Genomic DNA, 21,957 nt, shown 5'->3' with positions numbered 1-21,957 from the left:
CCGGCCTAGCCGGACCGGTTGACGCGGTGGTGGGTTAGATGAAGGCCCGCTGGAACTCGCCCAGGGCCAGCATGGCCAGCGACTGGCCATAGGGCATCGAGGTCAGCGGGATGTCCTTGTAGCCCTGGATCGTGTCGAACACCGGGGTGCCGAACGAGACCTGCTGCAACTCGCCCGCCTCATCGATATTGGCCAGCACGCCCTTGATGGCGCGGATGGCGACGGCTTCGTATTCCTTGCCGATATAGCGTTTGCGCACGGCCTTCAGGATGCCGTAGGCGAAGCCAGCAGTGGCCGAGGCTTCCAGGTACGAGGTCTTGTCGTTGATGATCGTATGCCAGAGGCCGGTCTCGGCGTCCTGGAACCGCGTCAGCGCCTTGATCTGGGCTTCGAGCGCATCGATCAGGAAGGCGCGCAGGCCATCGCCCGGCTTGAGGTCCAGAAGCTCGATGAACTCCGGGATGGCGATCGTCACCCAGCAATTCCCGCGCGCCCACAGCGCGTCGGCGAAGTTGTGACGGCCCAGGAACGTCCAGCCGTGGAACCACAGGCCGGTCTTGCGGTCGGCCAGGTACTTGATGTGGACCATGAACTGGCGCTTGGCCTCCTCGACGAAGTCGGGGCGGTCGAGCAGCAGGCCGATCTTGGCCAGCGGCAGCACGCTCATCATCAGCGTGTCGTCCCACAGTTGCTGCGGGTTCTCGCTGTTGAAGACGATGTGCTGGAAGCCGCCTTCCTCGGTGCGCGGACCCTCGTACATGACGTAGTCGGCCCAGGTCTCGAGATAGGGGATGTAGGTGTGGTCGCCGGTGGCCTCGTAGAGATAGGCCAGGGTCAGGAACGGCGAGACGGTGTTGATGTTCTTGGTCGGGGTGCCGGCCTCGAAGCGATCGGCGAACCACTTGACCATGATGTCGAAGGCGCGCTCGTCGCCGTGCATCTCGTACTGCTTCCACAGGCCGTACAGGCCGACGCCGTGGGTCCATTCCCAGTCGTTCCAGCCCTTGGTGTCGATGACGCGGCCGTCGTCCAGGCGCAGCAGGAACTCGCCGGTCTCGTCGGTGATGTCGACGAGGTTGCTGATCAGGGCGGCGATCTTGGCCTTGATGTCCTTGGCGTCGAGGCCATGGGCGAGATTGGGCACGGGTGGTCTCCAGAAGTCGGGTATCAGGGTTTGAAGTCGGGGGCGGGAACGCGGGCCACGGGGATGCCGCCGCGCACGGTCCGCAGATTGACGAGCTTGACGGCCTCCAGCGCGTCGCCGGGAGCGCCGTCGCTGGTCACGGCCAGGGCCAGGGTGTTCTTGCCGTGCGGATCGACGATCCCGCTGGGCAGCACGAAGGTCCGCTGGGGGCCGACGTTGGCGATGAACTGGCCCATGTTCCAGCCATTGACGAAGATCAGCACGCGATAGCGCTTGTTGGGCGAGCGGGGCAGGGCCGGATCGCCGATCGAGAGGCCGAGCGTGGTGTCCTGGTCCTTAGGCAGGGCCAGGTCGAAGCTGGCGCGGTACCAGGTCGTGCCGGCATACGGCTTGGTGTCGGCCATGTCGGCCTTGGCCCAGGCCGCGTCGGGGAAGCCGGGCAGGTGCCAGCCTTCGCGCTCGCCATACTGGCCGCCGTTGTTGGCGTCGCCGCGCACCGGATCCTCGATGTCCTCGCCGCCCTTGTTCCCCTGGATCTTCCAGGCGATCGGCGCGGCGAAGCTGTAGGTCCCCGGACCGGACAGCGAGGACGAGACCAGGCCTCGGGCCTCCTTGTGGAAGTCGTCGGCGTCGAGGTCCCAATTGTGGCCGTTGTCGCGAACCATGACCGACAGCACGTGCTCGTCGGTTCCGCGCAGATTCTCGGGCAGCTTGAAGGTCGCCACGCCGGTGGTGATCGGGCGGGGCAGGCCGCCGTCCAGTTCGTGCTGACCCAGGAAGCGGCCGTCCAGCCAGACCTGCAGCATCCCCGCGCCGCCGCCGCCGTAGTGCAGGGTCAGGGTGTCGATGTCGGCGCGGCCGTGGTAGCGGCCTCGGTACCAGACGTCGCCGTTGTGGAAGCCGTAGGCGCTCATGTCCAGCGTCGGCTGACCGGTGGGGCCGCGCACGGTCGAGCCGCCCCGGCGGCCTTCCGTCCTCATCCAGGCGCTGTCGTCGAACTTCGGATCCGCCTCGGGCGAGCCGGGCGCGGTCTTCCAGTCCAGCTTGGCGAGGTCGGGCAGGGTGATCGCCGCCGGGCCGGGTAGCGGCCTTTCGGCCAGCAGGCTGCCCGAGGCGGTTGGCTTGGTCGCGACCTTGGCGCCGTTCCAGCGGATCGCCGTCACGGCCTTGGGGGCGAAGACCTCCAGAGGGCTGTCGGTCTCGGTGTCGCCGGTCAGGGAGAGGACGCCGCCCTTGGCCGCTTCGCCGCGCACGAGGCCTGGCCCCCGGACCAGCACGTCGTCGCGCCGCCAGAAGGTCTGGCCCGTCTCGGCGTCGGCGAGCAGCAGGGTGAGCGGCGACCGGCCGCCGCCGGAGATGCGAACCCGGGCCAGGCCCTTGTGCGCGTAGGTCAGCTTCAGGTCGCCCCTGGCCGCGTCGAAGGCGGATTGGACGTCGCCCTCGATGACCTCGATCTTCGGCGCGCTGGCGTAGCGCAGCACCGTCTCGCCCGCCTCGCCGGCGCGGCCGTACAGCAGGGCCAGATCACCGTCGTTCCATTTCAGGTGCGTTTGAATCTCGGACGTCGAATAGACCAGCCGCTGGCCGCCCAGATCGTAGCTGGCCATCAGCATCTTGCTGTCCTGACCCTTGATCCGGCTGGGCACGAGGTACTGGCCGTCGCGGGTCTTCACGGCGAAGGTAAAGGTCTCGTCGCCGGTGGCGCTGCTCGGATTGTGGACGACCACATACAGATGGCTGCCCGTTTCGGCGTTGACGTTGTGATAGACGCGGACCTTGTCGTTCGACGGGACGATGGCCTCGCCCTTGTCCATGCGGGTGAGATCGGGAACCGCGGCGACGAACTCGCCCATCTGCTTCATGACCCGCGCCTTGTCGCGCAGGCCGCGCGCCTCGTCGATCGCCGAGCCGTAGTCATAAGAGGTGAACACGACCGGGGCCGGCAGCCAGCCCCAGCTGGTCCCGCCATAGGTCATGTAGAAGCTCTGCAGCGTGATGCCGTTGGCGATGTTGGTCGCGTAGAACACCCGCTGATAGCCGACGCCCCGGTGGATGGCCGTGCAGTCGTAGTCGCCGTTGCTGCCCCAGTAGTCGAACCAGCCGCCGCCGAACTCGGCGAGGAAGCCGGGCGTGTTCGGGCTGGCCGAGGCCCCGCCCTTGGCGCCGCCGGGGCCGTAAATACCCCAGTCGGGCGCGACGCCGGGGCTGGACGGCGTGGAGTCGACCTTGCAGTTGCCGCCCGGATAGCCGTCGAACGCGTAGAGATCGGTCGGCCCTTCGACCGTGCCCGGCACGTTCGAGCCCTTCGGGACCCAGTAGCCGTTGCGGCCCTTGTCGTTGTGGAAGATCGGAACGGTAATGCCGTCCGCCCTGGCCTTGTCGGCCAGCCACTGCATGTAGCGCTGCTGCGCCGGGCCGACGACGTCCAGCTCGTTCTCGATCTGGTGAGCGATGACCGTCCCCTGGCCCGTGGTCAGCTGATGGCGGGCCACGACCGCGTTGATCCGGCTCAGCCACTCATCGGCGGCCTGGAGGTATTCCGGCGCGTCGGTGCGGGCGCGGGCCTGCTGGTTGACCAGCCATCCCGGGAAGCCGCCCCGGGTCAGCTCGGCGTTTACGTAGGGGCCGGCGCGGGTGATCACGTACAGGCCCTCTTCCTGGGCCATGGTCAGCACGCGGTCCATGTCGCGCACGCCGCTGAAGTCGTAAACGCCTTGCTTGGGCGAGTGGTAGCCCCAGTCGAAATAGACCGCGACGGTGTTGTAGCCGCTGGCCTTCATCTTCTGGAGGATGTCGCGCCACAGGTCCGGGCTGGGGACGCGGAATGGGTGGAACTCGCCGCCCCACGAGAACACCCGCTGGCCGTCGACCTTCAGCGAGTATTTGTCCCAGGCGATCGCGCGCGCCCGCGGCGTCTTTGCCGCGACGGCGCTTCGCGCGTCGAGACGCGCGGGGTCGGCCACGGCGGGCGTGGTCAGCAAAGTCGCCATCAGGCCTAGAACGGGCGCGAAGCGCACACTCAACCCTCGAAATAGAAGACGGGCTTCAGCGGCCACTCGACGGGTTTGTTGTCGGGGTGGACTTCCATCAGGTCCGCCATGAAGTCCCACCAGCGCTTCATCACCGGCTGCAGCGGCAGGGCGTCCTTCTTGTGGTCGGGGCGCAGGCGCAGCACGGCGAAGAGGCTCATGGTCTCCTCATCCAGGAAGATCGAATAGTCGTGGACGCCCGCATCGCGCAGGGCCTCGGCGAGGTCGGGCCACAGTTCGTCGTGGCGGCGCTCGTACTCGGCGGCGACGCCCGGCTTCAGCTGCATGCGGAAGGCGAGGGGGCGGCTTTGCGCCTTCGGGGTCGTCATCGTCTTCCTCCGGTCGTTCTTGTTCTGATTAGGCCAGCCGGTAGACGCGCCGGGCGTTGCCGGCGAACAGCGCCTCGCGCTCTTCGTCGCTGAACCCGGCCGTGATCGCGTCATAGGCCGCGTAGAAGGCGCCGAACGTTCCGTGCACCTTCTCGACCGGGAAGTTGCTGGCGAACAGGCAGCGCTCGATCCCGAAGGTTTCGATGACCCGAAGGACGAAGGGCTTGAGGCTGGCGGTGGTCCAGCCGCGATCGACCATCGCCAGGCCCGAGATCTTGCAACTGACGTTCGGGCGCTTGGCCAGGGCGGCCATGCCCTCGCGCCAGGCGGCCAGGCCCGCCTCGTCGCGGTCGGTGGGCATCCCGGCGTGGTTGACGATCAGCGGGATGTTCGGATGAGCGTCGGCCAGCTCGGCCGCCATCGCCATCTGCGAGGCGTAGAGCTGCAGGTCGAACGACAGGCCGTACTTGGCCAGCAGCGCGAAACCCTTGCGCCATTGGGCGTCCAGAAGCTTGTCGGTCGGGCCGTAGGTCTTGGTCGGGTCCTTGTGCCAGTTGATGATCTGGCGGACGCCGCGAACGTTTTCGCGGGCGGCATGGGCCGCCAGCAGCGGCTCGACATCCGGATCATCGAGGTTGGCCCCGGCGACGATGCCGCCGATCACGCCGCGCTGGTCGGCGATCGACTGCAGCCAGTCGGTCTCCGAAAGCTGGTCCTTGGGCGGCAGGCCGCACTCGATGTGCACGACCTGGACGACGTTCCAGCCCTTCGCGTCGGCCAGATAGTCGTCCAGTCCATAGGATTTGTAGGCGATCGGGGACATGTCGCCGGCCGGATTGTTCGGCAGCGGCCTGTCCTGGAGCCAGGCGTAGTAGTGCCGATCGAGGTCCCACAGATGCATGTGGGGATCGACGATGGGGCCGATGTACGCCATGGCTCCAGTCACTCCGTGGCTTAGAAGGTGGTCCGGCCGCCCGACGTGTCGAAGGTCGCGGCGGTGGTGAAGCTGCACTCTTCCGACGCCATGAAGCAGACCATCGCGGCGCTCTCGTGGACGTCGCCGAGGCGGCCCATCGGGATCTTGCCGCGCATGTAGTCGACCTGGCTTTGCGGAAGCTGCTCCAGGATCGGGCTCTCGAAGGTGGCCGGGGTCAGGCTGTTGACGATGACGCCCTTGGTGGCCAGTTCCTTGCCCAGCGACTTGGTCAGGCCGATCACCGCCGCCTTCGACGCCGAATAGGCGCCGGCGTTGGGATTGCCTTCCTTGCCCGCCACCGAGGCGACGTTGACGATGCGGCCATAGCCGCCCGCCAGCATGAACGGCACCACGGCCTTACAGCTGTAGAAGACGCCGTTGACGTTGATGTCGAACACGCGCTTCCAGCTGTCGGTCGGGTACTCGTACACGGGCGCGGTGGCGCCGGTGATGCCGGCCGAGGCGACCAGGATGTCGATGCGACCCAGGGCCTCGGCCGTGGACTTGCCGGCGGCCAGGACCGCGGCCTCGTCCGAGACGTCGAGCGCCACGGTATGGGCGGCGCCGATGTCGGCGGCGACGGCCTTCAGGTTCTCGGCGTCGAGGTCCCAGAGGGCGACTTGGCCGCCTTCGGCGACGATGCGGGCGGCCACGGCCTTGCCCAGGCCCGAGGCGCCGCCGGTGATCACCGCGGCGCGGCCGGCGAAACGATTGGCGTAGACGGTGCTCACGCGACGCCTTCCTTCGACCAGGCCACGACGATTTGGCGTTGCTCGCCCAGCTTCTCGATGCCCAGGCGGATCTCGTCGCCGGCCTTCAGATAGACGGGCTCGGGCTTCTGGCCCATGCCCACGCCCGGCGGCGTGCCGGTCGTGATCAGATCGCCCGGCTCGAGGGTCATGAACTCGCTGATGTAGGACACGAGCTTGCTGATCGGGAAGATCATGGTCTTCGACGAGCCGTCCTGCTTGCGCTGGCCATTGACGTCCAGCCACATGCCGAGGTTCTGCGGGTCGCCGACCTCGTCGGAGGTGACCATCCACGGTCCGACCGGACCGAAGGTGTCGCAGCCCTTGCCCTTGTCCCAGGTGCCGCCGCGCTCGATCTGGAAGGCGCGTTCCGAGACGTCGTTGATCAGGACGTAGCCGGCGACGTGGTCGAGGGCCTCGGCCTCTGTGACGTATGAGGCGCGCGAACCGATCACGACGCCCAGTTCGACTTCCCAGTCGGTCTTCACCGAGCCGCGCGGAATCATCACCGGGTCGTTCGGGCCTTGCAGGCAGCTGACCGCCTTGGTGAACAGCACCGGCTCTTCCGGGATCGGCAAGTTCGACTCGGCGGCGTGGTCGGCGAAGTTCAGGCCCACGGCGATGAACTTCGAGACGCCGGCGACGGGGCAGCCGTAGCGCGGCGAGCCCTCGACGAGGGGCAGGGTGGTCGGATCAATGGCGGCCAGAGCCTTGAGGCTGGCCGGAGACAGCTGGGCGCCGGTGATGTCGGCGACGTGGCCCGACAGGTCGCGGATCTTGCCGTCGGCGTCGAGGAGGCCGGGCTTTTCGGAGCCCTTGGGGCCGTAGCGGAGCAGTTTCATTGGGGAAGGAGCCTTCAGGGAGGACTAGCGGGCGTAAGGCCGGTGCAGACCGACCTCGCGATTGAGTTCGACGCCAAAGCCCGGGGCGTCGGAGAGCTTCAGTTTGCCGTTCACGGGCACGGGCTCGCCGATCAGTTGCGGGTGGAACATCGGGACCACCTCGTCGGCCTTGGGAGCCATCATCAGGAACTCGGCGAACGGGCTGTTATGGCGCGTGATGACGAAGTGATAGCTGTACACGGACGAGCCGTGCGGGATCATCATCACGCCCTTGCTGTCGGCCAGGTTGGCGATCTTGATCAGCTCGGTGACGCCGCCGCACCAACCGACGTCCGGCTGGATGATGTCGCAGCACTCCATCTCCAGCAGCATGCGGAAGCCCCAGCGGGTGGCTTCGTGCTCGCCCGTGGTGACCAGCATACCGGTGGGGGCCTTCTTCTTCAGGTCGCGATAGCCCCAGTAGTCGTCGGGGCTGAGCGCCTCCTCGATCCACTTGAGGCCGTACTCGTGCGCCTTGTGGGCCAGCTTGACGGCGTAGTTGAGGTCCAACGCCATCCAGCAGTCGAACATCAGCCAGAAGTCCTCGCCGCAGCGCTCGCGCATGGTGGCCAGTTCCTCGATGTTCTTGCGCAGGCCTTCCTCGCCCTCGGCGGGGCCGTGGTGCAGGGGCATCTTGCCGCCGATGAAGCCCATCTGCTTGGCGAGATCTGGGCGCGCGCCGGTGGCGTAGAAGGTCAGCTCGTCGCGCACCTTGCCGCCCAACAGGGCATAGACCGGCTCCTGGCGCAGCTTGCCCAGCAGGTCGTAGAGCGCCAGGTCGACGCCCGAGATGGCGTTCACCACCAGGCCCTTGCGGCCGTAGTACTGGGTCGAGAAGTACATCTGGTCCCAGATCTTCTCGACCTCGCTGGGATCGCGGCCTTCCAGGAAGCGGGCGAGGTGCTTTTCGACGATGTAGGCGGCCGGCTCGCCGCCGGTGGTCACCGCGAAGCCGATCGTGCCGTCCGCGGCCTCGATCTCGACGACCAGCGTGCCCAGCACGTTGATGCCGAAGCTCTGGCGGCTCTGGCGATATTCCGGATAGCGCGACATCGGCGTGGCGATGTGGTCGTCGATCCAGTGGCCGTCGCCCTGGTCGTGATAGTCGGCGCCGCCGCCGCGGACCACGAACGCGCGGACGTGCTTGATCTTCGGAAACGCCATGGACGACGAGGCTCCAAGCTTTCGGCGGCCGCGCCGCCCGGAACAAGGAAGGTCGCGCCCGCCGGAACCTTCCGGTAAGCCCGTGACAGAGCTTTTAGGCCCCGCCTACCTCCCCAACATAAGCTGTGACACGCTATCGGTGCGCGAGGCCGGCTGGCTCCAGAAGAGTCGCCGTCGTTCCGCTTGCCTTGCGTTCCACAATGTGAGAGGTAGTGCTACAAAATGAAACCAGCGTCAAGGGGAGCGGAGCCGGTGGCGGATGACGAAAACACGGCGCCCAAGGCCCCCAGCGGCAGCCAGACCCTCTTCCGGGGTCTGGATCTTCTGGACGTCGTGGCCGAGTCCGGCACGATAGCCCTGCCGGCGCTCGCCAAGCAGCTAGGCCTGACCCGCAGCACGACTCACCGTCTGGCCACGGCCCTGGTGGAGCGTCGGTTCCTGTCGCAGGCCCCGCGCGAAGGTTATAGTCTGGGCTCCAAGCTCCTCGAACTGGGCTATCTGGCCAGCCAGCAGATGGATCTGCCACGGATGGCTCGTCCGCACCTGGAAAAGCTTTGGGAGAACACCGAGGACACCGTGCATCTGGGTGTTCTCGACAACGACCGCGCCCTCTATCTCGACAAGCTGACCGGCCGCCGCCGGATCAATATCAGCTCCCGCGTGGGCGACCGCCAGCCGATCCGCTCGACGGGTCTGGGCAAGGCGCTGGTGCTGGACGAGGTCGAGGAGCGCTGGCGCGCGCTCTACCGCTCTGAAGGACCGCCGGCCCCCGGCGCGCCCGACGAGGCCCAGTGGATCGACTGGATGCGCGACTACGCCCAGCGCGGGGTCGCCTTCGACCTGGAAGAGAACGAGGACCGCATCCGCTGCGTCGCCGCGCCGATCCGCGGCGCCTCGGGCCAGATCATTGGCGCGATCAGCGTCTCGGGCGCGGCTCAGTACATGGACGACGACCGGATGAAATCCCTGGTCGACGACGTGCGCGACACGGCCAACGCCATCGGCCGCGATCTCGGCTGGAACGGAAAGCGGGTCGCCCGCTGAATGCGTAACAAAAAGGGTTAGGGATGCTGCTGAAGGACAAGGTGGTGCTGGTGACCGGCGCCTCGCAGGGGATCGGCAAGGCCGCCGCGATCGGCTGCGCCCAGCACGGCGCGGACGTGGCCATCAATTACCACGCCGACGAGGCCGGCGCCGCGGACGCTGTCGCCCAGATCGAGGCTCTGGGCCGCCGCGCCATCGCCGTGAAGGGCGACGTCGCCCAAGTCGAGACGGCCAGCGCCTTCGTTCAAGCCTCCGTCGACGCGTTCGGCAAGATCGACGTGTTCGTCAACAACGCCGGCATTTGCCCGTTCCACGCCTTCCTCGACATGCCGCCCGAGGTCATGGAGCGGACGATGAAGGTGAACCTGTTCGGCGCCTACTACATGGTCCAGGCGGCGGCCAATCAGATGGTCCGCCAAGGCCATGGCGGCGCCATCATCGCCGTCTCGTCGATCAGCGCCCTTGTCGGCGGCGGGATGCAGACCCACTACACCCCAACCAAGGCCGGCGTGCACAGCTTGATGCAGTCGACGGCGATCGCGCTCGGCAAATACGGCATCCGCTGCAACTCCGTGCTGCCCGGCACCATCGAGACGGCGATCAACAAGGAAGACCTGGCCGACGTCGCCAAGCGCGAATACATGGCCGGCCGCATCCCGCTGGGCCGTCTGGGCGAGCCAGACGACCTGGCCGGCCCGATCGTGTTCCTGGCCTCGGACCTGGCCAAGTACGTCACCGGCGCGGCCCTGCTGGTCGACGGCGGCGCCTTCGTGAACCTGCAGTAGCGGGCTGACGATGATCGCGTCGTCCCCGACGGATCGCCGCGAGGCGGCGGGCCAACGGGCGCTAAAGGACGTCGCGACGTCAACCGCTCTATCCTCGCGGAGCTGAAGTCATGATCGCCGCCCTCGCTCTGGCCGCCGCCATCGCCTCGACCTCGCCACGGATCGTCATCGCCAGCGACTCGACCGCCGCCAACTATAGCCCGTCGCAGTATCCGCAGATGGGCTGGGGCATGGTGCTGAAGTGCTCCCTGGATCCGACCGTCGAGGTCGTGAACCTGGCGCGCGGCGGCCGTTCGACCAAGACCTTCATCGAGGAAGGCCTTTGGGACCAGCTAGTCGCCCAGCTGCGTCCCGGCGACACCGTGCTGATCCAGTTCGGCCACAACGACGCCGACACCAAGAAGATCGTCCGCTTCACGGATCCGAACGGCGCCTATGAGGTCAATCTACGACGTTTCGTGGCCGATGCGCGCGCCAAGCAGGCGACGCCCGTCCTGGTCACCCCGATCGCGCGCTGGATGTGGGAGAACGGCGAACCCAAGGACGCGCACGGTCCTTACGCCGCGACGATCCACCGGGTCGCGGCCGACTTGAAGGTCCCGCTTGTCGATCTCGACGGCGACATGATGGCGGCGCTCAAGGCGAGGGGGCGGTTGGCGTCGCGCCAGCTCTATCTGCAATACGAACCCTACGACCACATCGCCCGCTATCCCGAGGGCGTACATGACGACACCCACATCAACGAGCAAGGCGCGCGTCTGGGCGCCGCCTTGGTCGCGACCAGCCTTTCGAAGCTGAAGCTGCCGATCTCGCGCCACGTCCATCCGGCGCCATTGGACAACCAGGCCAAGCTGGGCGGACCGACCTGTCCCTGAACCATTCCCTCCCCTCGATGGGGGAGGGCTAAGGGGAGGGGCGCCGCGCCAGATGACGAGCGCCGTCGGCAGGTGATCGGCTCAGCGGCCACCCCCATCCCAACCCTTCCCCCATAAAGGGGGAAGGGCTCGGAGACTACCGCGCCTTGGCGATCTCCACCGCATAGACCTGGTTCGCGCCCCACATGTTGGAGCGGAACACCAGCCACTTGCCGTCCGGCGTGAAGTTGACGTTCGGCTCCAGCCGATAGTCGTGGCCTCGCATGTCGACCAGGCGCTCGGCGTCCAGCACCCCCGGATGGATCAGGGCCTCCGCGCCGGGGGCGTGGATGCCCGCGACGTCCGGGATGGCGCGCGGCTTCAGCAGCACGATCCACTTGCCGTCCGGCGCATGGGCGACCATCTCGCTGTCGCCGCCGTCGCCGGCGAACAGCTTGCCGTCCGGCGAGCTGTTGAAGTGGACGGACCACGAATTGCGCTCCAGGTGCATCCAGGTGCGCTTGCCCGTGGCGATTTCGTAGCCGGCGACCCAGAAGTCCTCGCCGCGCGGGGTCTGCAGGTCGTACCAGACGGTCTTGCCGTCGGCGCTGAACCATTCGTGGCCGGCGATCTCCATGTTCATGGTGCGCGTGTGGATCTTGACCGGCGTGTCGCCCGCCTTGTCCGTCCGGACCAGCCACAGCCGATCAACCTTGTGCCAGGGCCCCTCGTGGCAGAACATCAGCAGGCCGGGATCGGTTGGAGAGAACTGCAGGTGGTTCAGCCAGTCCGTGGCCTGGTGCACGACCTTACGCTCGCCGGTCACGGTGTTGATCGTGAAGATCTCCATCGGGATGCGGCTGTCGAGACGCGCGTTCAGCTGCACCTCGCGCCCCTCGGCGTAGGAAAGCTCCTTGCCATCGGCGCTCTTCACGTCGTCGGGGTTCTTGGGCAGGGCGTCGGCCAGGTTCGGCGGGATCGGCACGTCGGTGCGCACCGCGACCCCGGCCAGCAGGGTCTCGTCGGCATTGATCGTCTGCAAGCTGCCGCGATCCATCTTGGCCACCTGGCGCGTGGCCTTGGTGTAGGGATCGGTGGCCATCACGGCCTTGGGACCCATCGGGTCGGCGGTGAGGTTCTGCTCGTAATAGACCGCGCCGGTCTTGCGACCCACGAACAGCAGCCGGACCTTGCCCTCGACGATCTTGGTCAACGCCCGGGTCTTCAGGTCCATGGCCGTGATGCCGGTCGGCGACGAGAAGACCAGGCGGTCGCCCTTGGGCGTATAGGCGTTGTAGTTGAAATAGAGGCTGGAGCTGCCGCCCTCGCGCGACAGGCGCACGATGCGGTGGCCGGTCGTCTTATCGATCCACTCCAGGGGCGCTTCGGGCGCGCCGGGCTTGGCGGCCGTCTGCATGTCTTGCGCGATCGCGGGGGCGCTGGCGACGCTCGCCAGCAGCAGGGCGGCCGCGCCGCCGATCAGAAACGATTTCATTGGGACGCTTTCCGGGTGACGATGGCCGCGGGCGTTGGGGTGTTCATGCCCTGGCCGAGATAGAAGCTGGTGTGCGGCGGTTGGTTGTAGGCGGTGTTCTGCCAGGCGATCGAGACGCGGTACTGGGGATCGTGCATCAGGGTCACGAGGCGGCGCTCGGTGGGGTAGGGCGTCTCGTAGATCCGCAGGGATTTGTTGTCCTCGGCCCGCCAGATCACCTCCTCGCGCCAGTCGCCCAGGATGTCGGCCGACAGGGCTGGCGTGGCCTTGGTGCCGTTGTTCGACAGCACGCCCTCGGCGGTCAGCAGCGGCACGGACTGGCCGGTCTTCCAGTCCCACTTGCTGATCTGGTTCTTGTCGAGAAGCTCGCGCAGGTCGTCGCCGTCCCACCAGATGGCGAAGTTGGTCTGGCGGGGGTGCTTGACGCCCTCGATGACCTTGCCTTGGGCGGTGTAGAGCGCGTCCTGGTTCGCCCCCCAAGCCTCCTCGCCCGGGAAGCGCGGGTCGATGTCGGCGGTCAGGCCTCGCCCGGCGTCATGGTCCGACGGCGTGCTCCACAGCACCTTGCCTGTGCGGGCGTCCAGCATGGCCGCGCCGATGCCGCCGTTGTTCTTCATCTCCTCGTGGACGCCGAACTTCTCCAGGCCCGGGCGGGTGGGATCAAGGTCGCCGACATGCATGGCGTCACCGTGGAAGAGGCGAGCGCTCCACAGGCCCTTGCCGTTGTCGTCGATCGCCATCGAGCCGTAGATGATCTCGTCACGACCGTCGCCGTCGACATCGGCGACGCTGAGCTGGTGGTTGCCCTGGCCGCCATAGGCCTCGTTGCCCGGCGCGGCGCTATCGAACAGCCAGCGCTGGGTCAGCTTGCCGTCCCGGAAGTCCCAGGCGGCGATGGTCGAGCGGCCGTAGTAGCCACGGGCCATGATGATGCTGGGCCGTTGGCCGTCGAGATAGGCCGTGCCGGCCAGAAAGCGGTCGGAGCGGTTGCCGTAGCCGTCGCCCCAGATCTCCGTCATCTGCGCCACGGTGGGCGCATCGGTGCGCGGATCGCGCGGCGGCGCGTAGGGGGCGCTGACCAGGGCCTTGCCGGTCGCGCCTTCGAAGATGGTCAGGAACTCGGGACCCTTGAGAATCCGGCCCTGGATCTTGGCGACCTTGGTCCCATCGGCCTTGACCTCGGCGCCGGTGTGGTCGGCCTGAGGACGCTCGCCGACGGTCGCGCGCCAGTCGGCGTGGGGATCGCCCAGCACCTTGCCGGTCCCGTCGATCGTGCCGTCGCTGGTGCGCATGGCGACCTCGGCCTTGCCGTCGCCGTCGTAGTCATAGACCTGGAACTGGGTGTAGTGCGCCCCGGCCCGTATGTTGCGGCCCAGGTCGATGCGCCACAGGCGCTTGCCTTCCAAGGTATAGGCGTCGAGATAGACGTCGCCGGTGTAGCCGCCGAAGGCGTTGTCCTTCGAGTTGGTCGGGTCCCATTTCAGGATGATCTCGTAGCGGCCATCGCCGTCCAGATCGCCGACGCTGGCGTCGTTGGCGGTGTAGGTATAGGCCTCCCCCGTCGGCGTGACCCCGCCGGGCGGCGGCTCGATCGGGATCGACAGGTAGCCGTTGGTCCAGACCTGGGCCGGCTTGCTGTCCGGACCTTCCTTACCCTTGCTGACCAGGCGCACGGTGTAGCCGCCCGCGCCCGACGTCTTGTCGACGAAGTTCGTGGCGCCCGTCAGAAGCTCGGTGTTCAGCTTTTTGCCGCCCTTGTAGAGGTTGAAGGCCGCCCCCGCCGGGTCGTCGCCCAGCAGCCGCCAACTGACCAGGACGCCACCGCCCACGGCGGGCGCGGCGACCACGCCGCGATCCAGCGATTCCATCCAGCGCGGGGCGGCCTGGGTTGCGCCGGTCGCCAGCAGCGCGATCGCGCAGGCGGCGGCCGTGAGTGTTGTTGCCGTTGGAGTGATGAGCGCGTCCTCCCTCGAAAGCCCTAAGCGATCCCGGGTTGCGCCGTTCGGCTTCTCTATGGCGGGCCAGCATCGGAGCCCGCTCAGGATCGCTGAAGGTTACATCACGAAACCCACATGGTGTCTTCCCATAAAATGCATTGATCTCTCAACATGTGACACTAGAGTGTCTGTGTTCATAATGGGCGCTTGCGCGAGCTGGCGGCCCGAAGCGCTAAGGAGCGTTCGCGTGATCAAGGGAGCGACGCGTCGCGGCGTGCTGGTGTCGAGCCTCGCGCTCACGGCCGTCGCTCCGGAGGCCGCGCGGGCCGCCAAGTCCCCGCCGGTCCTGGCCGACCTGCACTGGCTGGGCGACGCTCCGCCCCGGGCGCCGGGCGCGGCCGTCTGGGGAACGCCTTGGCCGCGCGCGACGGTCAAGGCGAAGACGCCGCTGACGGCGGCGGGACCGGATGGACAGGCGCTGCCGCTGCAAAGCTGGCCGCTGGCCTACTGGCCCGACGGGTCGCTGAAATGGACCGGCCACGCGATCTCGGGCGCGCCGGCTAAAGGCTTCCAGGTCAAGCCCGGCAAGCCGATCGCGCCCGCCAAACCCGTCCAGGTTCGCGAGACGCCGGAGCGCATCGAGGTCGCCGCCGGCGATCTGGTCTGCCGTTTCGCTCGCGCCGGCGGCCATCTGATCGAGAGCGTCAGCCTGGCCGGCCGCGAGACCTTGCGCGGCGGACGGCTCGTCTGCCTGAACCAGACCTTGCCGCCGGGCGATCTCGCGCCGCGCGAGACCCAGGTCTTCGAGGGCGTGATCGATACGGTCGCCGTCGAGCAACGGGGTCCGGTGCGGGCGGTGGTGCGTTTCGAGGGCAAGCATCGCGGCGCGGGGCGGGACTGGCTGCCGTTCACCGTCCGCGTCGCGATCGACGCCGAGGGGCGGCTGACCCTGACCCACAGCTTCGTATTCGACGGCGACGGGAACAAGGACTTCATCGCCGGCCTGGGGATCCGCTTCGACGTCCCGCTGACCGACGAGCCGCACAACCGGCATGTGCGCTTCGCTGGGGAAGGCGAGGGGATGTGGGGCGAGGCCGTTCGCAACATCCCTGGCTGGCAGCCGGTCAAGTTCGCCCTGGCCAGCAAATTCCAGGACCAGCTACGCGGCGAACGCGCGCCCGACCTGGCGTCGATGGACGCCAAGACCCGCGACCAGCTGGCCACCGTGCCCGCCTGGGATGGCTACCGCCTGTTCCAGGGCGACGCCGACGCCTTCGCGATCGACAAGCGCACGAACGCCAAGAGCAGCTGGCTGCGCGCCGATCATGGCGGCCGTTCGCCTGGCTTCGGCTATGTCGGCGGCGTCTCGGGCGGGGTCGCCTTCGGCCTGCGCCACTTCTGGCAGCGCCATCCGACGGGGCTCGAGATCGAGGGCGCCACGACCGACGCCGCCACCGTGACGCTCTGGCTATGGTCGCCCCAGGCCCAGGCCATGGACCTGCGCCACTACAGCGACCGCGCCCACGGGCTGGAGATCCAGTACGAGGACGTCGAGGCCGGCCATTCGACGCCGCTGGGCGTCGCGCGCACCAACCAGATCTTCTTGTGGCCAGTGGCCGCCACGCCCACGCGCGAGGCGCTGTCGGGCATGGCGCGAACCACCGCCGAACCGCCTCTGCCGGTCGGCGCGCCGGCCTACTACCACACCTGCGGCGTGTTCGGCGTCTGGGCGCCGATCGATCGCTCCACCCCGGTGAAAGCCAAGCTGGAGGCCGCCCACGAGCGTCTGCTGGACTTCTACCAGCATGAGATCGAGCAGCGACGCTGGTACGGGTTCTGGGACCACGGCGACGTGATGCACACCTACGACCAGGACCGGCACGTCTGGCGCTACGACGTCGGAGGCTATGCTTGGGACAATAGCGAGCTCGTGCCCGACCTCTGGCTCTGGACCGCGTTCCTGCGCACGGGCCGCGCCGACATCTTCCGCATGGCCGAGGCCATGACCCGCCACACCGGCGAAGTCGACGTCTATCATCTCGGCCCATTCAAGGGTCTGGGCTCGCGGCACAATGTCAGCCACTGGGGCGACGGGGCCAAGGAGGCGCGGATCAGCCAGTCGCTGCTGCGCCGCCACTACTACTACCTGACCGCCGATGAGCGGACCGGCGACCTGATGGCCAGTCTGGTCGACGCCGACCACGCGCTGCTGGCGGTCAATCCGGTCCGCAAGGTGGCCGAAAAGACCGACTATCCGACCCAGGCCCGCACCGGTCCGGATTGGTTCGCCTTCGCCAGCAACTGGCTGACGGCCTGGGAGCGGACCGGCGACACGAAATGGCGCGACAAGATCGTCAGGGGGCTGAACGCCATCGCCGCCTCGTCCAACGGCATGTTCTCGGGACCGCCGTTCGGCTACGATCCGGCCACCGCCACGCTCTACGATCCCAAGACCGCGTTCACGACCAGCTATCACCTGGTTACGATCATGGGCGGGGCCGAGCTGGTGTTCGAGCTGGACGGGCTGATCGACGATCCGGCCTGGACCAAGGCCTGGACCCGCTTCTGCGTCTTCTACAACGCGCCGCTGGCCGAGCGGCAGGCGGCGTTGGGACCCAAGGCCGTGGACCGGATTTTTGAGTTCCCCGTCTGGCACGCGCGCCTGACGGCTTGGGCCTCGAAGAAGCTGAACGATCCGGCCCTGGCCCAGCGCGCCTGGAAGGAGTTCCTGGCCAAGACCAAGAGCGGTCAGGAGGGCAGCCCCGCGCCGATCAGTCGGGTGGAAGGACCCATGGTGCTCAAGCCGATCGACGAGATGGCCAATGTCTCGACAAACCAGTCGTCGCAGTGGGCGCTGAACCTGTTCGAGCTCTTGGCCCTGGTCGGCGACGCCGCGCCGGAGACCCTACCGCCCGGCTGGGAGTAGGCCGTAAACTTGGAAGCTCCGGACCCGCAGATGGCTCTGCGTGGTCCGCAGCCCGAACCAGCCGCGCGTATAGGGCGCGGGATCACGGTGCTCGAACAAGCGCCGGCCGTCGCTCCAGTATTCGATGCGTTCGCCGTCGGCGATCAGACGCACCGTGATCCAGCGATTGGGGGTCAGCATCTCGTCGGCGGCCGAATGGTCGTGGCGCGGCAGGAGCGGCCGCTCGCCCGCGCGCCCGACATAGCGGCGAAAGCGCGTCGAGGTGTTGGCGTTGCCGCCCTGGCCCACATAGTAGGTCTTCAGCGTGTCGTAGTCGGCGAACGCCCCCGAGCGCGGGTGGTCCAGCGGCGATCCGCCGTCGGCCTCGCGGGCCATCCAGAAACAGTTGAGGTCGCTGACCCGGTCGAACGCGCCGCCGACCGAGACCGCCTGGGCCTCGTAGGTGATGGCGATGGGACCGACCAGCTCCGGCTTGAACCAGGCCGTGAAGCCGGCTGGCGCCACGATGTCCAGAACGCCGTCCTTGGATGTGACCGTCGCCGGCTTTTCGGCCTCGACCGCCCAGCGCTTCAGGCCGTGGCGGAAGTCGTCCGAGAAGAGGCGCTTGCCCTGGCTCGCGAACGGCGTGGCGGCGAGGCCCGCCAGCAGAGCGCGGCGGTCGAGCATCACGCGGCGACCTCGCGGACATTCTCGAACAGGCGCTCGGGACGCGGGTCGGGCGCCGCGGTCTCGATGGCCAGGTTGTCGATCCTCAGTCCGTCGACATGCCTCGCCCACAGGCCGTGGACCGGGGACGGGCCGAACATGCTGGGCTCGGGATAGGCGTCGGGCAGGTCGCCCGGCCGGCGCTCGCTCCAACCCACGCCGCCGCCGCCGCGATAGGACAGGCGGATATTCGAAAGGGTCACGTCCCGGATCGGCGAGGCCGGCAAACCCGCCAGCGTGGCCGCGTAGTCGGGCAGGACGTCGAAAGCGTCGATGTCGCGCAGCACGATGTTGCGCATCGCCCCCAGCGGCGTGCCTTCCGGGCCGCGCCGCCGGTCGCCGACGCGCAGGAAGATCGGGGCGGTGGTCACCTCCCGCAGATGCAGCCGCTCGCAGACCACGTTCTCCATCGTGCCGCCGTCCACAACCTCCAGGGCCAGGCCCCGCGAGCGCACGAAACGGCAGTCGCGGATGGTGATGTCCTTGAAGCCGCCATTGGACTCCGTGCCCAGCTTGATGCGGCCGGTGACGCGGTCCTGGTCGGGCGAGACCTGCTGGGTCCGGCCGAGGGTCCCGTCCAGCATCGTGCCGAGATCGAAGCCGCTGACCTCGCAGCGCTCGATGATGACGTTCTCTGTCGCGATCGGCTCGCCTAGCGCCAGGGAGCTCTTGAGCACGATGGCGTCGTCGTTGGGCGTGTTCACCCGGCAGCCCGCGACCAGCACGTCGCGGCAGGCGTCGATGTCCAGGCCGTCGCGGTTGGTGTCGACCACGAGGTCGCGCAGGATCAGGTCTTCGCAGCCCGTCGCTAGCACCGCGAAGTGACCGCCGCGAGAAATCGTCAGTCCCTCGATCCGCGCGCGCTTGACGCGTTTCAGGGCGATGGCCTTGTTGCCGAGGCCCGCCATGGCCTCGACCCGCGGCGACAGCTCGGCCATCGCCTCGGCCGAGAGACCGGCCATGCTGAGCGGGAACTCCCCGGCCTGCTTTCGCCAGCGGGAGCCGGGGCCTTCGCGGGTCAGGCCGGCGCCGTCGATGCGGCCGGGACCGATGATGGCGACATCCTCGACGTCCTCGCCCCAGATCAGGCTGTTATGCCAGTGCGAGTGGCCGAAATCCTGCCAGAGGTCATGCGGATTGGGCTCGGCCGGATCGTAGGCGCCGCCGTGTCGGGCCGGGTCGGCCGCTTCCAGCACGCAACCCTCTTCCAGCCGCAGGGTGACGCCGCTGAGCAGGCGGATCGAGAACGACAGGTGGCGGCCCGCCGGCAGCACGACCTCGCCACCGCCGCGCGCGTGCGCGGCGACGATGGCGGCGTTGATGGCGTCGGTCGCGAGGTTCACGCGTAGAGGCCGTGGCGCTTGAAGAAGGCGTTGAGCGCGATCATCGCCGGGGCCAGATCGCCGTCACGGTCCCTAAGGCCAAAGCCGTGGCCGCCCACCTCTTGCAGGTGCATCTCGACGGGGATCCCGCGGGCGCGCAGGGCTTGCCACATCAGGACGCTGTTCTCGACCGGAACGACCTTGTCGTCGGCCGCGGCGGCGATGAAGGTCGGCGGCGCGTCGGCGGGCACATGCTGCTCGGCCGAGACCGCCAGGCGCTGGGCGTCCGTGGGCGTCGCGCCCAGCAGCGCCTTCACCGACTGGCCATGGGCGTAGGGGAGCGTTCCGGTGATCACCGGATAGAACAGGCCCGCCGCGAAGGGGCGGGTCGGCAGCGAGTCGGCGGCGTCGACCGCGGCGTAGGTCTCGCGGCCGAACTGCGTGGCCAGACGCGCGGCGACGTGGCCGCCCGCCGAAAAGCCGATCGCCGCCACCTTGGCCGGATCGACACCCAGAGACGGGGCGCGGGCGCGGATCATGCGCATGGCCCGCTGGGCGTCCTGCAGGGCGACATCGGGACCGGCCGCCCAGCCGTCGGCGGGGAGGCGGTAGTCCATCACGAAGGCGGTGATCCCGAGGCTGGCGAGCCAAGAGTCGATCGGTCCGCCGTTCTTGCCCACCGCCACGCGCACATAGCCGCCGCCGGGGATCATCAGCACCGCCGCGCCGTTCGGTTTGGTCGGCCGCCGCATGGTGAGCCAGGGCCGGGTCACGTTCAGGAAGGCGGTGTCGTTCGGATCGCCGCCGGGCGTGCGGAGGATCACGCTTTCGGTGACGGTGACCTTCTCGCCGCCGGGCGGCGCGCTGGGCCAGAGATCGACCGTTTCCACCGGGCTTTCGGTGGCGCGGGCGAGGGCAGGGGCCGCCATCAGGCCGGCGGCGAGGCCTAGCAGGGCGCGGCGATCGGTTTCCACTCTAATTCCCACGGGGCGTTTCCTGGCTGGACGTCGCGCTGGCGGGCACGGCGAAGGTGTCGGGCGAGGGCGGCTTGGCCGGATCGAAGGGTGGCAGATCCGTCACCAGATGAGCGGCGAGGTCGGGTATGGTGGCCCGGATCCCCTCGACCACGCAGCGCGCCAGCTGATAGGCGCCGTAATTATTATGGTGGGTGGCGTCCTTGCCGCCGTCATTGAAGGCCTTCCAGGCGTCGCTTGGGCCCAGGGCTTCGTAGAAGGTCGCGCTCATCGCGTGCAGGTCGATCAGCGGGACGCCCAGCGCCTTCGCCGTCTCGCGCACCGCCTGTGGATAGTCGCCGTGGGTATTCACGATCTTGCCGGCCTCGTCGAACTTGCGGCGGTGCATCGAGGTGACCAGAACCGGCGTCGCGCCGCGCAGGCGGGCCTCGCCAACATAGGCGCGCAGATAGTCGCGATAGGTGGTGGCGGCGTCGACATAGGTCTGCGGCCACTGGGACTTCTGGTCGTTGTGGCCGAACTGGATCATCAGCCAGTCGCCCCGCTTGATCTTGCCGAGGATCTTGTCCAGCCGCCGCTCGATCAGGAACGCCTTCAAGGTCTCCCCAGACTCGGCCTGGTTCGAGACCGACAGGTCCGGCTTGAAGAAGCGCGGCAGCATCTGGCCCCAGCCGGCGGCGGGCTCGAAGCGCTGGTCGGTGACGGTGGAGTCGCCAGCCAGGAATAGGGTCGGGACGGTGACGGGCTCGATCTTCAGCCGGCGCACGGCGGCGGTGGGACCGCAGAACTCCAGGGTCAGCTTATCGTCCCAGTCGTAGCTGCCGTCCTCGCGGGCGTTCAGCGCCACGCGCTTGCCGCCGGGCGCGTTGGCCGGCGGCGGCGTCAATTCCGGCCGGCGGACATTGACGATGATGACGCGAGTTTCGGTTTTGCCCGCGCCGACGCGGACGGTCTCCAGCATCAGCCGCCGCGACTCGGCCTTGACCGTGGTCTCCGAAGCCTTGTCGCCGCCCAGGTCCAGGGTGACGCGGTAGTCACCTTCGGGAACCTTGACCGAGAACAGGCGTCCGGGGCCTGGCTCGAAGCCGTGGCCGATGGCGGGGTCATAAGGACCGATGGGCGTCTTGAAATCGAAGGCCCACACGGGCGCGTCCTCCCTGGCCAGCGCGGCGCTCGGCGCGAGAACGAGGCCAGCCAGCAGGGTGCGCCGGTCCAGGATCATGCCGCCTCCCTTTCGCGTGCAGAGTCCGGCGACCTTGGTAACGCCGCGACGGAAAGGGTTCAATGCCAAAATACAGGACAATATCCTGAAATATGGGACTTAATGTGGCGCATTCCACGTTCCTCGAGCGGTCGTCCATCAAAGCTCCAGGCCGATGGCGTCGAGGGGGCGTTCGCAGCGGCGCGGCGGCGACAAGGCAAGGGTCCGGTCATGCGTCCGGCCCATCGCCCCGCCCAGAAGCAGGTCGCGGGCTTCCGGATTCATCTCCGACACTGGCCAAGTCGTTGTCGCTCATCCGCAATAAATGCGCGCTGAACGCAATTTGGGCTGGATAAACGCCAAAGCAACGCTATTCTCCCTACAAGTTGGGATGATCTCTCATTATATGAGATTGGGGCAGTTCCGTTCTAGCGTTGGCTCA

The 21,957-nt window shown here is 67.9% G+C and carries 17 protein-coding genes; 4 read left to right on the top strand and 13 right to left on the bottom strand.

Annotated elements, in window-relative coordinates:
* Positions 1-34: 34 nt before the first annotated feature.
* Genes FCU40_RS09285 through rhmD form a run of 7 tightly spaced genes read right to left on the bottom strand, consistent with a single transcriptional unit; the run spans position 35 to position 8,272 of the window.
* A complete protein-coding gene (locus FCU40_RS09285) occupies positions 35-1,144 on the bottom strand; it encodes a glycoside hydrolase family 88 protein (protein ID WP_168074520.1) in 1,110 nt (369 codons plus the stop codon).
* 23 nt (positions 1,145-1,167) lie between these two features.
* Entirely contained in the window at positions 1,168-4,161 is a 2,994-nt protein-coding gene (locus FCU40_RS09280; protein WP_168074518.1) for a beta-galactosidase, read from the bottom strand.
* 2 nt (positions 4,162-4,163) lie between these two features.
* A complete protein-coding gene (rhaM, locus tag FCU40_RS09275; protein ID WP_168074517.1) occupies positions 4,164-4,502 on the bottom strand; it encodes an L-rhamnose mutarotase in 339 nt (112 codons plus the stop codon).
* A 28-nt stretch (positions 4,503-4,530) separates the two neighbouring features.
* The gene (locus FCU40_RS09270) at positions 4,531-5,436 is read right to left on the bottom strand and encodes an amidohydrolase family protein (protein WP_168074515.1); all 906 of its coding nucleotides are present in this window, start codon (positions 5,434-5,436) and stop codon (positions 4,531-4,533) included.
* A gap of 20 nt (positions 5,437-5,456) precedes the next feature.
* On the bottom strand, positions 5,457-6,209 hold the full coding sequence (locus FCU40_RS09265) for an SDR family NAD(P)-dependent oxidoreductase (protein WP_004618384.1): 753 nt from the start codon (positions 6,207-6,209) through the stop codon (positions 5,457-5,459).
* Positions 6,206-7,069, bottom strand: a complete 864-nt coding sequence (locus FCU40_RS09260) for a fumarylacetoacetate hydrolase family protein (RefSeq protein ID WP_004618386.1) — start codon at positions 7,067-7,069, stop codon at positions 6,206-6,208. Before FCU40_RS09260 ends, FCU40_RS09265 begins: the two co-directional genes overlap by 4 nt.
* 24 nt (positions 7,070-7,093) lie before the next feature.
* Positions 7,094-8,272, bottom strand: a complete 1,179-nt coding sequence (gene rhmD / locus FCU40_RS09255; protein WP_168074513.1) for an L-rhamnonate dehydratase — start codon at positions 8,270-8,272, stop codon at positions 7,094-7,096.
* A 252-nt stretch (positions 8,273-8,524) separates the two neighbouring features.
* On the opposite strand from rhmD, the gene FCU40_RS09250 reads away from it, so the two are divergent.
* From FCU40_RS09250 to FCU40_RS09240, 3 genes are all read left to right on the top strand, one after another.
* Complete coding sequence (locus tag FCU40_RS09250) at positions 8,525-9,316, top strand: IclR family transcriptional regulator (protein WP_241693580.1); 792 nt, start codon at positions 8,525-8,527, stop codon at positions 9,314-9,316.
* Positions 9,317-9,339: 23 nt separating this feature from the next.
* Positions 9,340-10,101 (top strand): SDR family NAD(P)-dependent oxidoreductase, encoded by a 762-nt coding sequence (locus FCU40_RS09245; RefSeq protein WP_004618392.1) that lies wholly within the window; start codon positions 9,340-9,342, stop codon positions 10,099-10,101.
* Positions 10,102-10,211: 110 nt separating this feature from the next.
* Complete coding sequence (locus tag FCU40_RS09240) at positions 10,212-10,976, top strand: rhamnogalacturonan acetylesterase (protein ID WP_168074509.1); 765 nt, start codon at positions 10,212-10,214, stop codon at positions 10,974-10,976.
* A 136-nt stretch (positions 10,977-11,112) separates the two neighbouring features.
* Here FCU40_RS09240 and FCU40_RS09235 read toward each other — a convergent pair whose 3' ends face one another.
* Both FCU40_RS09235 and FCU40_RS09230 read right to left on the bottom strand, forming a co-directional pair.
* The gene (locus FCU40_RS09235) at positions 11,113-12,450 is read right to left on the bottom strand and encodes an oligogalacturonate lyase family protein (protein ID WP_004618396.1); all 1,338 of its coding nucleotides are present in this window, start codon (positions 12,448-12,450) and stop codon (positions 11,113-11,115) included.
* The gene (locus tag FCU40_RS09230) at positions 12,447-14,318 is read right to left on the bottom strand and encodes a rhamnogalacturonan lyase (protein ID WP_241693579.1); all 1,872 of its coding nucleotides are present in this window, start codon (positions 14,316-14,318) and stop codon (positions 12,447-12,449) included. The genes FCU40_RS09235 and FCU40_RS09230 overlap by 4 nt, the downstream gene beginning before the upstream one ends.
* Before the next feature lie 316 nt (positions 14,319-14,634).
* Here FCU40_RS09230 and FCU40_RS09225 point away from each other — a divergent pair, with 316 nt between their 5' ends.
* Positions 14,635-17,313: a Tat pathway signal sequence domain protein gene (locus FCU40_RS09225; protein WP_168074507.1), complete on the top strand. Its 2,679-nt coding sequence runs from the start codon at positions 14,635-14,637 to the stop codon at positions 17,311-17,313.
* Here FCU40_RS09225 and FCU40_RS09220 read toward each other — a convergent pair.
* The 4 genes from FCU40_RS09220 to FCU40_RS09205 are packed head-to-tail and all read right to left on the bottom strand — an operon-like array spanning position 17,293 to position 21,536.
* Entirely contained in the window at positions 17,293-17,979 is a 687-nt protein-coding gene (locus FCU40_RS09220; protein WP_168074505.1) for a DUF6250 domain-containing protein, read from the bottom strand. The genes FCU40_RS09225 and FCU40_RS09220 overlap by 21 nt on opposite strands.
* Positions 17,979-19,361 (bottom strand): glycosyl hydrolase family 28 protein, encoded by a 1,383-nt coding sequence (locus tag FCU40_RS09215; RefSeq protein ID WP_168074503.1) that lies wholly within the window; start codon positions 19,359-19,361, stop codon positions 17,979-17,981. The genes FCU40_RS09220 and FCU40_RS09215 overlap by 1 nt, the downstream gene beginning before the upstream one ends.
* Positions 19,358-20,314, bottom strand: coding sequence for an alpha/beta hydrolase (locus FCU40_RS09210; RefSeq protein ID WP_241693578.1), 957 nt, complete (start codon positions 20,312-20,314; stop codon positions 19,358-19,360). The genes FCU40_RS09215 and FCU40_RS09210 overlap by 4 nt, the downstream gene beginning before the upstream one ends.
* Before the next feature lies 1 nt (position 20,315).
* A complete protein-coding gene (locus FCU40_RS09205) occupies positions 20,316-21,536 on the bottom strand; it encodes a rhamnogalacturonan acetylesterase (protein ID WP_168074501.1) in 1,221 nt (406 codons plus the stop codon).
* Positions 21,537-21,957: the final 421 nt, after the last annotated feature.

This window comes from Caulobacter sp. SSI4214, assembly GCF_012184455.1.
Classification (GTDB): Bacteria; Pseudomonadota; Alphaproteobacteria; order Caulobacterales; family Caulobacteraceae; genus Caulobacter; species Caulobacter vibrioides_E.
The sequence above is the reverse complement of the archived record's forward strand: the minus strand, read 5'-3'. Positions and strand labels throughout refer to the sequence as shown.